At 75.6% G+C, this 14,439-nt stretch carries 10 protein-coding genes; 8 read left to right on the top strand and 2 right to left on the bottom strand.

Annotation, left to right across the window (positions count from 1 at the left end; all coding sequences use genetic code 11):
* Nucleotides 1–3: 3 nt before the first annotated feature.
* Both IG84_RS0105640 and IG84_RS0105635 read right to left on the bottom strand, forming a co-directional pair.
* Nucleotides 4–882, bottom strand: coding sequence for a DUF4097 family beta strand repeat-containing protein (locus IG84_RS0105640; protein ID WP_051861422.1), 879 nt, complete (start codon nucleotides 880–882; stop codon nucleotides 4–6).
* A 90-nt stretch (nucleotides 883–972) separates the two neighbouring features.
* Entirely contained in the window at nucleotides 973–1,152 is a 180-nt protein-coding gene (locus IG84_RS0105635; RefSeq protein ID WP_018536135.1) for a DUF6104 family protein, read from the bottom strand.
* 127 nt (nucleotides 1,153–1,279) lie between these two features.
* Here IG84_RS0105635 and IG84_RS0105630 point away from each other — a divergent pair, with 127 nt between their 5' ends.
* The 8 genes from IG84_RS0105630 to fxsT all read left to right on the top strand — a co-directional run bounded on the left by IG84_RS0105630 (nucleotide 1,280) and on the right by fxsT (nucleotide 14,341).
* Complete coding sequence (locus IG84_RS0105630; RefSeq protein WP_051861421.1) at nucleotides 1,280–1,723, top strand: CU044_2847 family protein; 444 nt, start codon at nucleotides 1,280–1,282, stop codon at nucleotides 1,721–1,723.
* Nucleotides 1,720–3,753 carry a VMAP-C domain-containing protein gene (locus tag IG84_RS0105625; protein ID WP_051861420.1) on the top strand — a complete coding sequence of 678 codons (2,034 nt, stop codon included), beginning with the start codon at nucleotides 1,720–1,722 and terminating at the stop codon, nucleotides 3,751–3,753. The genes IG84_RS0105630 and IG84_RS0105625 overlap by 4 nt, the downstream gene beginning before the upstream one ends.
* 130 nt (nucleotides 3,754–3,883) lie before the next feature.
* A complete protein-coding gene (locus IG84_RS0105620) occupies nucleotides 3,884–4,906 on the top strand; it encodes an AAA family ATPase (RefSeq protein WP_031051944.1) in 1,023 nt (340 codons plus the stop codon).
* 7 nt (nucleotides 4,907–4,913) lie between these two features.
* Nucleotides 4,914–8,192 (top strand): SAV_2336 N-terminal domain-related protein, encoded by a 3,279-nt coding sequence (locus IG84_RS41020; RefSeq protein ID WP_051861419.1) that lies wholly within the window; start codon nucleotides 4,914–4,916, stop codon nucleotides 8,190–8,192.
* A gap of 59 nt (nucleotides 8,193–8,251) precedes the next feature.
* Nucleotides 8,252–8,473, top strand: coding sequence for an FxSxx-COOH cyclophane-containing RiPP peptide (fxsA, locus tag IG84_RS41015; RefSeq protein ID WP_037799310.1), 222 nt, complete (start codon nucleotides 8,252–8,254; stop codon nucleotides 8,471–8,473).
* 174 nt (nucleotides 8,474–8,647) lie between these two features.
* Complete coding sequence (locus IG84_RS0105605; protein WP_078648615.1) at nucleotides 8,648–9,847, top strand: FxsB family cyclophane-forming radical SAM/SPASM peptide maturase; 1,200 nt, start codon at nucleotides 8,648–8,650, stop codon at nucleotides 9,845–9,847.
* Nucleotides 9,847–11,244 (top strand): aKG-HExxH-type peptide beta-hydroxylase, encoded by a 1,398-nt coding sequence (locus IG84_RS0105600; protein ID WP_031051940.1) that lies wholly within the window; start codon nucleotides 9,847–9,849, stop codon nucleotides 11,242–11,244. The genes IG84_RS0105605 and IG84_RS0105600 overlap by 1 nt, the downstream gene beginning before the upstream one ends.
* A 100-nt stretch (nucleotides 11,245–11,344) precedes the next feature.
* Nucleotides 11,345–14,341, top strand: a complete 2,997-nt coding sequence (fxsT, locus tag IG84_RS0105595; RefSeq protein ID WP_031051938.1) for an FxSxx-COOH system tetratricopeptide repeat protein — start codon at nucleotides 11,345–11,347, stop codon at nucleotides 14,339–14,341.
* Nucleotides 14,342–14,439 lie beyond the last annotated feature (98 nt).

Genomic DNA, 14,439 nt, shown 5'->3' with positions numbered 1-14,439 from the left:
GCTCTACAGCACCTTCTTGTGGGCGGGCGGGTCGGCGGGGGCGTCCTCGGAGCGCGGGCGGCGCAGCAGGGCCAGCGAGCCGGAGACGGTGGTGACCTTCAGGCGCCCGGTGCCCGCGCCGAGCCGTCCGGCGAGGGTCTTGGCGCCCCACTGGCCGCCGACCCGCAGGTCGTCGAAGGCGTTGGAGACCGCGCCGCTGGTGGTACTGGCCTCCACCTCGGTGTCGGCCGGGTCCGGCAGCCGGATGGCGACCTCGCCGGAGACCGTCGTCAGGCGCACGTCGGTACCTTCCGCCGCCGGGTCCAGGTCCACGACCATGTCGCCGGTGACCGACTCGGCGTGTACGGAACTGCCGCCGCCGTCGATGATGGTCAGATCGCCGGAGACGGAGTGGAACCGCAGGTCGCCGGTGACGGCCTGGGCCTCGACGCGGCCGGTGACGGTCTCGGCGCGCACCGGCCCGGTCAGCCGGGCCAGGGTGGCGTCGCCGGAGACGCCGCGCAGCTCCGTACGCCCGGAGATGCCGGAGAGCACCGCGCTCGCGCCGACCGTGCCCACCTCGACCCGGGCGGTGGCCGGGACGGTCACCGAGATGACGGCGCTGCGCTGCCACCCCTTGCGGTCGAGGAACTTCAGCAGTCCCCGCCAGGGGAGGTCGTCATAGCCGACGGTGAGGGTGCCGTGGTCGTAGGAGACGGTGAGCGGCGGGCCGTCGATCTCGGTGATCTCGACGCGGGTGCGGTCGGCCGTCGTGCTGCCGACGACGTTGACCGTGCCGCCGTACACCCGTACTTGCAGCGTGTTCACCGGCGCGTCGACGTCGAGCGTGCGCGGCTCGGTCACCTCGGCCGGGCCGTCCGGCCACTCTTTCCTGCCTGACATGTCGTGCCTCCCCTGTGTACGACAACGCAACATATCGTGTTCCCTTGAGAACACGATATATCGCGGTTGAGGGAAGTCAAGCGCCCCGCGTCACTCGTCGTCCTCGTCGTCCAGCCGTGCCAGCCACGTCGCCAGCCGCTCCACCGGCACCTCGAAGTCCGGGTTGAGGTCGACGAACGTACGGAGCTGCTCGGCGACCCAGCCGAGGGTCACCTCCTCCTCGCCGCGCCGGCTCTCCAGCTCCTCGATACCTCGGTCGGTGAAATACACGTGAGTGCTCCGCTAAGGGGGTAGGGGTAAGGACATTCCAGGTCAGGATAGGCAGCGGCGGTCCGGGACCGCGCATCGGCACCGGGCACGGGCCGGCCTCCTGGCGCAGGGGGCAGCGGGGGGTGGCATGAGCGAGGACGCGACACATGTCGCACGGATCGAACTGCCGGACGGCACGCCCGTCTGGGCCCGGATATCCGGCGCCGAGGGGCTTCTCCCGCGGCCGCGGAACGAGGGGTCCGGGGGGTACGTCGACAGCGGCCGCCGGGACGGCGCCGACGGGGGTAGTGACTACGTCGACAGCGGGTTCTTCAGCGACCGCGTCCTGGGGCGGATGGAGAGCCTGGACGGGCTGGTGCACGGCGTCGCCCGGTCGCTGGCCGGGGCGCTCCAGGGGCTGCGGCCCGACGAGGTCAGCGTGCAGTTCGGCATCGAGCTGAGCGGGAAGTCGGGGACTCTGGTCGGGCTGCTCGCGGACGGCGAGGCCAAGGCCGCCATCAATGTGACCCTCACCTGGCAGGGCGGCCCGCCCGCCGACCTGGCGGAGGGCGGGGCCGGGGGCGGCGCATGAACGGGGCGCACGATCCGGACGCGTACTTCTCCCGGCGCTTCGCCCCGCTCGTCAAGGCCGCGACCGTGCGCATCCACGCCGCCCGGGACGGGTATCCCCACGGAGGGCAGCCCGAGCCGCCGCTGTGGGGGAGCGGCTTCTTCGTCGCCCCCAACTGGGTGCTCACCTGCGCCCATGTCGCGCTGGAGGGCGAGGGGGGCGAAGTGGGCGTGAGCTTCGAAGGGGGCAGCGCGCGCGGCCGCGTCGAGTGGGCCGAGCCCGCCGTGCGCACGGCCGGCCTGCTGCCGGCCCCCGACCTCGCCCTGATCCGCCTCCTCCAGCCCACCGCGCACCCCTGCTGCTGGCTCTCGCCGCGCACGGTGCGGGCGCACGGCGGCGAGCGGGTCGCGTACTTCGGGTACACGGAGATCGCCGGGACGGTCGGCGCGTTCGACGGGCGGTGCACCGTGCGCGGGGAGTTCGGCGGCGACGGCCTGCTGCGCCTCGGCAACGAGGACGAGATGCCGGAGGGGCTCTCCGGCGGCCCGCTGGTCGACGTCGAGCGCGGCGAGGTGATCGGCGTGCTGAAGGGGCGGCGCGGCGGCGCGCGCGACGGCGGGCTCGGCATCGCGCTGGCCCAGCTCCGCCGCATCGGCGTGCCCGGCACCGCGATCGGCCGCGAGGAGGACGACCCGTACCACCGCGTCCTGCACGCGCACGACCGGTACCACGCCGACCGGCACGCCGACGTCAGCGAGGCCCGGGACACCTGGACCGAGGCGCAGAGCGGGCTGCCCGCCTCGGCCGCCACGGTCGCGGCGCTGACCCCCAAGCGCCGGGTGGTGCTGCACGGCCTGCTCGCCCAACTGCCGCCGCCGGCCGGCACGCCCGCGCTGGTGGCCCTGGTCGACGAGCTGCTGCCGCGCCGCGGCGAGGGACTCTCGACCGCGCCCCGCGGCTGGCGCGAGGGGCTGGAGGTCTACCTCGACCGGCTCGAACTGCGCGATGCGCACAGCGAGTTGGAGGCCGTCCTGCGGTACGCGGTGTACGCCGCGACTGCCGAGCATCCGTATCCGGCGGCGGCCGAGGCGGCCGACGCGGTCTGGGGCTGGGTGCGCGACCTGGCCAAGACCGAGCTGCCACCGCTGGCCAGGCACCGGCTGGGCGCCGAGTGGCACGCCCGGGTGCGGGCCCGCGCGGTCGGCCGGGGCCGGCGCACCGGCGAGCACGCGGCCGCGGGACCGCTGCCGTCCGTCCTGCTGGAGATCACCGAACGCGCCTGGGAGCAGGGCCGGTTCGACTGGTACCTCACCGCGAGCAGACCCTCCGGCGACCTGCCGCTGGGCGAGGGCCGGCACGGCACGGCGCTGGCCGACCTGCCCGCCGAGCTGGCCGGTCCGCTGGGCGAGGCGTTCCGCCGCAGCGACGAGCCCGGCCGCCCGGCCATTCTCGAAGTCGCCTTGAGACAGGCGCTGCTGGACCTGGACGTGGACACCTGGCGGATACCGCCGGGCAGCAGACCGATAGGGGAGCTGCGGCCGGTGGTGGTGCGCTGCGCCGACCGGCCGCCGGGCCCGGCGTGCGGCGAAGGGGACGGTGCGGATCCGGGAATCGGGCCGCAGGAGCGCTGGACGCGGCTGCACGAGGACGGCATGGAGCACTCCTGCGTCGACTGCGACGAGGGCCGCCCCGAGGAGGTGACGGCGGACCTGCTGCGGGAGCTGGGGCCGAGGTCCTTCCCCGTACTGTGCCGGGTCCCCGGGGGCGACGGCGGGGCCACGGCGATCCGCCGGATCGTCGGCAGCGGCCACCCGGTGGCACTGTGGCGCAGGGAGCGCATGGACCCGGTGTGCGGGGAGTACCACCGCGGGATACTGCGCACGGTCAAGAGCGGCACGACCGCCCACCGGCTGCCCCTCGCCGTCCGTGAGCTGCGGGCCGGCATCGGCGCGGCGGAGCCGGAATCGTACTGGTCACGCGGGATCACGCTGCTGTACGACGATCCCGGGCGGCCGTTGCCGGGTGCGGACGATGTGCTGGAAACGCCGTGAGGGGCACCCGGTTCCGGGCGTGCTCCCACCGGTTTCCGTGTGCTTCTACCGGGTCGCGGTCCGTCCCGATACGGTCGGAGCGTGGCCGGTGCGCTACCGCCGATGACCCACCACTGACGAGGAGTTCGCAGTGAGCGGACCGAACGAATGGCTCATCTACCGCGGCACGGGCGAGCCCCACGACGGCATCGCCGCGCTCCCCGACCCGCCACCCTGGCGGGACTTCGACGGCGCCCCGCTGGTCGCGCCCGGGCCCGCCACCGACAGCTCCTCCACCCGGCGGCTCGGCGAGCACGTCGCGGAGATGCACCGGCCCAGCGCCGAGGAGCTGGAGATCGTCAACGCCGCGCTGTACCTCCGCCGTCCGCTGCTGGTCACCGGCAATCCGGGGACCGGCAAGAGCACCCTCGCGCACGCCGTCGCCCATGAGCTGAAGCTCGGCAGGGTACTGCGCTGGCCGGTCGTGAGCCGGACGACGCTGGGCGACGGGCTGTACCGCTACGACGCCATCGCCCGCCTCCAGGACGTGCAGATCGCCGCGAGCAGCCGGGCGGCCGGCGGGCCCGGCGTGCAGGCCGCGTCCCCCGGCGGCATCGGCAGCTACATCCGGCTCGGTCCGCTGGGCACCGCCCTGCTGCCCACCGCGCAGCCGCGTGTCCTGCTCGTCGACGAGCTGGACAAGAGCGACATCGACCTGCCCAACGACCTGCTGAACGTCCTGGAGGAGGGCGAGTTCGCCATCCCGGAGCTGGAGCGGCTGGCGGAGCGGGAGCCCGAGGTGGAGGTGCTCACCGACGACGGGCAAAAAGTCCGCATCCGCGACGGGCGGGTGCGCTGCCACGCCTTCCCGTTCGTCATCCTCACCAGCAACGGCGAGCGGGACTTCCCCGCGCCGCTGCTGCGCCGCTGCATCCACCTGGAGCTGGGCCAGCCCGACCACAAGCGGCTGGCCACGGTCGTCCGGGCGCACCTCGGCGAGGAGGCGGCCCGCGCGGGGGACGACCTGATCGCCCGCTTCCTGGAGCGCTCCCGCAGCGAACTGCTCGCCGCCGACCAGCTCCTGAACGCCATCCACCTCACCCACCAGGCCGCCCCCACCAGTCGCGACCGGCTCGCCGACCTGCTCATCCAGCGCCTCGACCGGCCGAGGTGAACGCGTGATGCGGGACCGTGCAGGACGCCCCACCGCCCCGCAGAGCTGGGCCGACGTCGTCGCGGCGCTGCGCGGCGCGGGCCTGGACCCGGACGCCGGAGAGCTGGCCGACGCCCTGTGGCTGGCGCAGTGGTGCCGGCCGCACGGGGCCGCCGCTGATCAGGAGAGCGGCGGCGCGGCGGCCGCCGAGGACCGGGCGCCGGGAGCGCGGACACCCGCGCCCCCGCGCACCGGCACCCGGCAGGACGGCCCCGGCGCCGACCGGGAGCCGCCCGGCAGCGGGTCCGCCGGGCCGCCCGGCGCCACCCACGTCGCGCTCTACCCGGCCGGCCAGGAGCTGCCCGGCAGCGGTGCGGGCGCGCCCGCCGGGCCGTACGGCAGCGGCCTGCCCGTGGGCGTGCCCGCCGCGCCCGCGCTGCCCGATCTGCTCGCCCTCCAGCGCGCCCTGCGCCCCCTCCAGCGGTACCGCAGCGCGGCGCCCGCCGTGCACCACGTCCTGGACGAGACGGCGACGGCGGAGCGCAGCGCGCGGTCGGGCGGGCTGGTGATGCCGGTGTTCCGCGCGGTGCCGCGGGCCGAGGCGTCGCTGCAACTGATCATGGACGCGTCCTCCTCGATGTGTGTCTGGGAGCGGCTGCTCCACGAACTCCAGCAGGTCTTCGCCCAGTTGGGCGCCTTCCGCGACGTCCAGGTGCAGTTCCTGCACCAGGGCCCGGACGGCCGCCCCGCGGTCTCCCGCCGCTTCGAGGCGGCGCACGCGCCGTTACGCTCGGCCGACCAGCTCAGCGACCCCACGGGCCGCCGCGTCACCGTCCTGGTCAGCGACTGCGCGGGCCCCCTGTGGCGCAGCGGCCACGCACACCGGCTGCTGCACCGGCTCGCCCGGCAGGGCCCGCTCGCCGTCCTCCAGCCGCTGCCGCAGCGCATGTGGTCCCGCACCCGGCTGCCCGTCTCCTATGGGACGCTGCGCCGCGGCGAGGGCCCGTCCTACGCCACGGCCCTGCACTTCACGGGCGACACCGCGCAGGCCGGCGGCGGCGCGCTGCCGGTCCCCGTACTGCCGCCCGCCGCGGGCGCCCTCGCGGCCTGGGCCCGGCTGCTCTCCGGTACCGGAGCGGGCAAGGTGCCCGCCGCCGTCGGCTGGCTCCGCGCCGACCAGCCCCCGGCCCCCGCCGCGCGCCCACGCGACCCGCTGCCCGCCGCCGAGGTCGTCGCGCGCTTCCGCCGCGCCGCCTCGCCCGGTGCCGCGCAGCTCGCCGTCTATCTGGCGGCGGCCCCGCTGTGCCTGCCGGTCATGCAGCTCGTGCAGCGCACGATGCTGCCCGGCACCGGCCCGGCGGAGCTGTCGGAGGTGCTGCTCGGCGGGCTGCTGACGCGCACGGACGGCGAGTCGATGGCCGGCGGCCCCTGGTACGAGTTCGTCAAGGGCGTGCAGGAGGTACTGCTCGGACCGCTCGGCAGGGACGAGGCGCTGCTGGTGCTCAAGCACTGCTCCGCGTATGTGGAGCAACGGTTCGGCAAGGGCGGCCCGAACTTCCCCGCGCTCGCCATCGCGCAGCTCACCGGCGACCGGCGCACGGACCCGGCGGAGTCCGCCGCGCGGCTGCGCACCCACCCGCCGGCCGACGGGCCCGGCGTACGGGCCCCGCAGCCGTTCGCCGAGGTCGCCGCGCACGTCCTGGAGCGGTTCGTCCCGCTGCGCAGCGTCTCCGCCGACGCGCACGAGGGCCCCGGCGGCCCGGCGTCCTCCGAGGCGGTGCGCCGCTCCCAGGCGCTGGTGCGGCGGTTCGCCGCCGACGGCATGGTGCAGAACCTCCTCGACGCGGTACAGCTCCTGCGGCACGCCACCGGACGCGAGCGGCACCGTGGCGCGGACACCGCGCTGTGGAGCGAGCTGGCGGAGACCCTGCTGCGGCTGTGGGAGCTGCAGGGCGGCCGGGCGCTGCTGCGCGAGGCGCGGGAGGCGGCGCGTACGGCGGCGCAGTCCGGCGAGGCACGCGCCCGCACCGCGCTGGGACGGGTGCTGCACACCGAGGCGGGGGAGCGGCGCGCGGCCGGTGACGACCGCGGGGCGCTGGACCTGCTGCGCCGCGCCGACCGGGAGTTCACCGCCGTGTGCGCGACCGCCGGGCTGGAGCCGTGGCACGCCCTGGAGATCACCCTGGAGCGGGTGCAGGTCCTGGAGGAGCAGTGGCGGCTGGGCGGCGACAGCGGGCTGCTCCAGGAGACCGTCGGGATGCTGGAGGCGTTCGCGGACGCCTGGCCGTACGACGAGGCGCAGCCCTCGGGGCTGCCGCTGGCGCACGGCCGGGCGCTGCTGCGGCTGGCCGGCACGGCCGCCGACCGGGAACAGGCCGCGGCGTACGCGGAGCAGGCCGCGGCCTCGCTCACGCACGCGGCCGACGCGATGGCCGCCGAGGGGGCGCCCGAGGACGCCCGGCTGTGGGCCCGGCTGGACCTGACCGACGCGCTGCTGATGCTCACCGGTACCGCGCTGGACCGGGCCGGGCGGCTGGTCGAGGACATGGAGGAGGCGGCGCAGGGGCCGGACGAGCGGGCCGCCGTGCTGGTGCGTGCTGCCCGGCTCGCGGTGCGCCGCTTCGAAGCGGACGGCGACGCGGGCCACTTGGCGGAGGCCGACCGGCGGTACGAAGCGGCCTGCCGCGCGGTGCCCCGGGACCGCGAGGGCTACGGCGACCTGATCGAGGAGTGGGGCGACGCGCTGATGCGGCGGGCGCGCGAGCCCGGCGGCCGGGCCGTCATCCACCGTACGGTCCGGGTGCTGCGGGACTGCCGGATGGAGACCGCGGCGGGCGATCCGCGACTGGCGCGCCGGCTGCTCATGCTCGGCCGCGCCCTGCTGCTGCGCAGGACCGACGACGACCGGGTGGATCTGCGGGAGGCCGAGCACCTCTTCGGGCTCGCCGCGCAGTCCGCCGCCGACCCGCTGGTCCGGGCGGAGTGCTGGCTGGAGCTGGGCGGCACGCACCGGCTGGCGCACCGCCGCTCCGGCCTGGACGCGCAGCTCGAACAGGCGGCGGACGCCTACCGGCGCGCCGCCGACGCGGCCCGCGCCGCTCAGGAGGGCGCGGCGGACCCGGACCCCGCCGTACGGCTGTGCGCCCGCGCGTACCACCTGCGCGGCGAGGCGTACGCGGACGCGCGGCGGCCGCGTGCCGCGCGCGACGCCTACCGGCTGGCCCTGGAGGAATGGCGGCGGCTGCCCGACGAGGGCGGCCCCGCGGGCCGGGAGACCTCGCGCCGGCTCATGGACATCGGCGGGTGACAGACGGCAGATTGGAACGTGCGTACCAGCGGGGGCAGTTGGCGGGAAGGGGCAAGGCGATGAGCGCGAGCCGCAAGAACACGGGGGCCGGGCAGGCGGAGACGGCCGGGGCCGCGGTGCCGCCGGCCGGCGAGCTGTCCGAGCTGCCGGACCTGCTCGCCCTGGATCTCGCGGAGCTGCGGACGGTGGACCACCCGGTGCTGTCGGAAGTACTGGAACGGATACGGACGCGCGTGGACGAACCCACGGAGATGCTCTGGGGATTCAACAGCGCCTTCTGAAGCGGACCTGCTGAAGTGGACCGCTGTCATCCGAACAATTTCGGTCGTCGGAGCCGGGGGAACCGGACACCGGCGATCGCGGCCGGTTTGGTCACGCCGTCCCGCAGGGATACTCCGCCTCGGACCGGCGACGGGGGCCGTCCCTGCGCGGGCCGCGGCTTTGGGGGTGCGGACGTGGCGCAGCAGACCGTACGGGACACGGGCCCGTCGGCGGCGGACCGGCCGGACGTCCCCTCTTTCCGGCACCCTTTCCGGCAGTTCATCCTCAAGGTGCACGGCCACTGCAACCTCGCCTGTCGCTACTGCTACCTCTACGAGGCCGCCGACCACGGCTGGCGGGACCGCCCCGCCTCGATGAACGACGCGGTCCTGGACCGCGCCACCGCCCGCATCGCCGAGCACGTCACGGCCCACGGCCTCCGGAACGCGGCGCTCGTCCTGCACGGCGGCGAACCGCTGCTGGCCGGCGCGGACCGCCTCGGCCGCGCCGTCGATCTGCTGCGCACCCGCCTCCCCGGGGACTGCGCCCTGCACCCCACCGTCCAGACCAACGGCACCCTGCTCACCGGCACAGCGCTGCGTACCCTCGCCGGGCACGGCATCAAGGTCGGCGTCAGCCTCGACGGAGGGCTGCCCGCGCACAACGCCGCGCGCGTGGACCACGCGGGGCGCCCGGCCTGGTCCCGCGCCGTCCGCGGCCTGCGCCTCCTCGCCGAGGAACAGCCGGACGCGTACGCGGGCGTCCTCGCCGTCGTCGACCCGCGCACCGACCCCCTGGAGACCTACGCTTCGCTGCGCGCGCTCCGCCCGCCGCGCCTGGACCTGCTGCTCCCGCACGGCAACTGGACCGCCCCGCCACCGGGCCTCGCCCCTGGCGCCGACCGCCCCACCCCGTACGGCGACTGGCTCTGCGCCGTCTTCGACGCCTGGTGGGACGGCGGCCCCGGGCAGCCGAGCGTCCGGTTCTTCGAGGAGTGCCTCGCCCTGCTGCTGGGCGCGCCGGCCGGCGGCGAGTCGCTGGGTCTGACCCCGTTCACCGCCGTCGTGGTGGAGACCGACGGCAGCATCGAGCAGGTCGACTCCCTGAAGTCCGCGTACGAGGGCGCCGCCGCCACCGGGCTCGACGTCTTCCGCCACTCCTTCGACGATGCCCTCGCGCACCCCGGCATCGCCGCCCGGCACGCGGGCGCCGCCTCGCTCGCCCCCGTGTGCCGCGCCTGCCCGCTGGTGCGGGTCTGCGGCGGCGGTCAGTACGCGCACCGCTATCGGCAGGGCAGCGGCTTCGCCAACCCCTCGGTGTACTGCGCCGACCTCCAGCGGCTGATCCGGCACGCCGCCGGGCGGCTGGCCCGCGCCGCGCGGGGGCCCGCCTGATGAGCAGCCGCGTCCCCGCGGGCCTGCTGCGCGAGCTGGGCCGGTCCGAGGGCGGTGCGGAGGCGCTGGGGCTGCTGGTGGACGACCAGCGGACGCGGCGGCTGCTGTTGCTGCGCGCGCTGCTGGACGCGGTGGACTCCGCCCGCGGGCCGAGCGTGCCGCGGCCCGCGGCGGCCCGCGTGGCGGCGCACTGGGCGCTGCTGGAGGCCGCCGACCGCGCCGACCGGGACGCCACCCGGCGGGTGCTGTACTACCCGCTGCTCGGGCCCTGGGTGCGGCGCGCCCTGCGCGGCCTCGCCGCCGCCGTCCCGCCGCCCGGCCTCCTTCCCGACCTCGAACACCTCGGGGCCGTCGCCGCCGCGGCCGCCGCCCGCGCCCGGCTCCCGTTCACCCTGAAGCTGCGCGCCCCGAGCGGCGTACTGGCCCTGCCCACCCTCGGCGCGTACACCTTGCACGGGCGGGCGGCCGGACGCGAGGGACCGCCACCCGAACTCGAACTCGCTTACCGGAATGGCAGGTTGACGATCCACCCGCCCGCCGGGCCGGCCGCCGTGCTGCTGCCCCGGCCCGACGGCGCCTGGGAGTCGGCCGACCCCGCGTGGCGCCCGCTGCGCCCGCTCACCGGTGGCCCCCATCCCGTACTCCTCGACGACCTCGACCCGTTCCGTACGGCCGACAGCGGGCTGGAGCGGCACGGCCTGAAGCCCGCCGAGCCGCTCACCACCGCCGAACGGGCCCGCTGGCAGGGCGCCTGGGCCGGGGCCCGGCCGCTGCTGGAGCGCGGCGGCCCGACCCGCGCCCTGGAGGCGGACCTCCTGCTGGACTGCATCGTGCCGCTCGCTCCACCGCCCAACGCCAGCCCGCACGCCGCGGGCCCCGCGCACTGCAGCGGCACCCGCCGCGAGGCGTTCGGCGCGGTCCTCAGCTCCACCCCGCAGACCCCCGCCTTCCTCGCCGCGACGCTCGTCCACGAACTCCAGCACGCCAAGCTCGCCGCGCTCGCCGAGCTGTCGCCGCTGCACCACGACACCGGTACCGCCCTGCACTGGGCGCCCTGGCGGCCCGACCCGCGCCCCTTCGACGGGCTGCTCCAGGGCACCTACTCGCACCTCGCGCTCGCCGACTACTGGCAGGGCTTCGCGCTCACCGCCACCACCGCGCTGGAGCGCCACACCGCGTGGGCCGAGCACTCCCGCTGCCGCGAACAGGTCGGCGCCGCGCTGCCCACGCTGCTCGGCTCGCGCACCCTCACCCCGGCCGGCCGCGTCCTGGCCGGCGCGATGGCCGACCGGCTCACCCGTTTGCGGGAACGCCCGCCTCCCGAGGGGTACTTGGCCCGTGCGAGCGCCTACGTGGAGACGTCGCGGACGATGTGGCGGCGACAGTACGCGCGATGACCGCCGACGACCGGTTCGCCGGTGTATGTTCCCCAGAAGGGCAGCTCTGACGGTCCTTGCCCGGCCGCCGGTTCGTACGCAAGACGAGGGAGTCGTTCGAATGCCCGCAGCGCGCAGGAGCACCGCACCCGCCGGCCGGCCACCGGTCACGGTCAGTTTCGCCGGCTTCAACCGCGCGTGGGCCGCCTGGATCGGCGACCGGCTCGAACGGCACGGGATGCGGGTGGCCTTCCAGCGCTGGGACCCGCGGGCCGGCACCCCCCTGGAGGACGCGCTGAGCGACCTCGCGCTCGCCGAGGGCACGGTCCTGATCGTGCTCAGCGACTGGTACATCCAGCTCGGCCCGCGCAGCCACGAGGAGTGGAACGCCGCGCTGCGCACCGTCGTCGCCGACCGCCAGGACAAGTTCGCCGCGGTCTCCATCACTACGAACGCGCTGCCCACCGCCACCGCCGTCTTCGGCGCCGCCGAGCTGGCCGACGTCGGCGCCCGCGAGGCCGAACGGCGGCTGCTGGCCCGGCTCGGCATCGAGCCCGATCCACACGCCGAGCCGGAGGACGACGGCGGCGGCCCCCGCTACCCCCAGGAACAGCCGCGCGTCTGGGGCGGCGTGCCGCGCCGCAACACCCGCTTCACCGGCCGCGAGAACCTCCTCGCCGACGTCTACCACCGCCTCCAGCAGGCCGAGCGCGGCGCCGCCGTGTGCACGCTGTACGGCATGTCCGGCGTCGGCAAGACCCAGCTCGCCACCGAGTACGTCTACCGCTTCGGCTCCGAGTACGACGTGGTCTGGTGGGTCGCGGCGGGCGAGCGCACCCCGATGCGCCAGCGGCTGGCCGAGCTGGCCCCCGCGCTCGGCCTGAGCACCGGCCAGGAGTACGGCGAGCGGTTGCGCGCCGTCCGCGACGCGCTCCGCCGAGGCGAGCCGTCGAACCGCTGGCTGCTCGTCCTGGACGGCGCCGACCAGCCCGAACACGTCGCCGACATGCTGCCCTCCGGGCCCGGACATGTCCTCCTCACCTCGCAGAACCGCGAGTGGAGCGAGCACAACACCATGATGTTCGAAGTGCCGGTCTACACCCGCGAGGAGTCCATCGCCTTCGTCCGGCGCCGCGCCCCGCGCCTGGACCGCGCCGAGGCGGACCAACTGGCCGAGGCGCTGGAGGACCTGCCGCTGCTGCTCGACCAGACGGCGGGCTGGCTCAGCGACTCCACGATGACCGTCGACGAGTACGTCGAACTGCTGGAGAGCGGCGCCGACGCCGAGGTCGTCCGGGTCGCCCACGACTTCCCGATGACCTACCAGACCTCCTGGTCGATACTGCAGAACCGGCTGGCCGAGGCCGTGCCCGCCTCCGTCGACCTGCTGCGGCTGTGCTCCTTCTTCGCGCCCGCCGCCATCCCCGTCCGGCTGCTCCGCGAGATCCCGCCCGGCGACCTGCCGGAGGAGCTGACCGGGCTGATGAACGACCCGCTGCTGTGGAACCAGGCCATCAGCAAGCTCCTGCAGTACTCGGTCGTCCGCATCGAGTCCCACGACGTCACCGCCGACGACGCGTCCCCCGGCGGCGAGATCCTCTACATGCACCGCATGGTCCACCAGACCGTCCGCGCCCTGATGCCGGACCGGCAGCAGGCGGAGTACAGCCGCGTCGCGCAGCGCGCCCTGGCCGCCGCCGACCCGCTGCGCCCGACCGACACCCGGCTCTGGCCCCGGTTCGCCGAGCTCGCCCAGCACCTCAAGGCCGCGAACGTCCTGGTGAGCCGGGACCCCGACGTGCAGAACCTGGTCCTGAACGTGCTGCGGTACATGTACCTCTCCGGCGAGTACCGCTCCGGCCTCAAGCTCGCCGAACGCGCCCTGACCGCCTGGCGGGAGCTGCTCGGCGACACCCACCCGCGGATCTGGGACCTCAGCTACCACTACGCCAACCTGCTGCGCGCCACCGGCGACTACGCCGCCACCGAGGCGCTGGACCGCGTCGTCCTGGACCATCTGCGCGAGACCCAGGGCCCGCGCGACCTGGACACCCTGCGCGCCGCCACCGGGCTCGCCGCCGACCTGCGCGGCCTCGCCCGCTTCGAGGAGGCCCTGGAGCTGTCCGCCACCGTCCTGCAGGGCTACACCGAACTGGTCGGCGAGCAGGACTCGCGCACCCTGAACGCACAGAACAACCTCGCCGTCTCGCTCCGCCTCCTCGGCCGCTACACCGACTCCCTCGCGCTGCACCGCCGCACCCTGGAGGCCCGCCGCGAGCTGCTGCGCCCCCGCCACAACTGGTCGCTCTTCTCCGAGATCCACGTCGCCACCGACCTGCGCCTCCTCGGCCGCTACGCCGAGGCCACCTCGGTACAGGAGCACAGCGTCCGGGTGCACCGCATCGTCATGGGCAACGACAACCCCCAGACGCTGCGCGCCGAGCACAACCTCGGGCTGTGCCTGTACCGTTCCGGCGACCGCGCCAAGGCCGGCCGCCTCCTCGGCCGGGTACTGGAACGGTCCGAGCGGGTCCTCGGCGAGACCGACCCGCTCACCCTCATGGTCGCCGTCAGCTACTCCTGCTTCGCCCGTGAGCACGGCAGCCTGGACCAGGCCCGGGAGATCGGCGAGCAGGTCGCCGAGCGGTACCTCTTCCAGCTCGGCGCGGCCCACCCGTACGCGATCGGCGCCCAGGCCAACCACGCGCTCGTGCTGCGCGCCGCGGGCGAGCGGCAGCAGGCCATGCTGCTGTCCGAGGAGGCGCTGGCGGGGATGCGCCGGGCGGTCGGCCCCGACCACCCCTGGACGCTGGGCTGCGCGCTGAACGCCGCGGCGGCCCGCAACTTCTCCGGCGACCCGGAGGCCGCCGCCGAACTCGGGCGGGACACCGTCACTCGTGCCACCGCCACCCTCGGCCTGCACCACCCGCTGACCCTCTCCGGCCAGATCGCGCTCGCCGCGGACCTGCGCGGCCTGCGCAAACGCCAGGAGGCCGACAAGCTGGAGGAGGAGGCACTGACCGGCCTGAGCACCGTACTGGGCCCCCAGCACGCCCACACCGTCTCCGCGCGCTCCCGCACCCGGCCCTACTGGGACTTCGAGCCGCAGATGACCTGATGCGGCGTCAGCGGCGGCCGGGCGTCCCGTACTAGGCCGGAATCCGCTCGCGGCGGCCGGGCCCGGTGGGATACGGAAGAACAGGGCCGTATCGACGG

Source organism: Streptomyces ochraceiscleroticus, from assembly GCF_000720485.1.
GTDB classification, from domain to species: domain Bacteria; phylum Actinomycetota; class Actinomycetes; order Streptomycetales; family Streptomycetaceae; genus Streptomyces; species Streptomyces ochraceiscleroticus.
The sequence above is the reverse complement of the archived record's forward strand: the minus strand, read 5'-3'. Positions and strand labels throughout refer to the sequence as shown.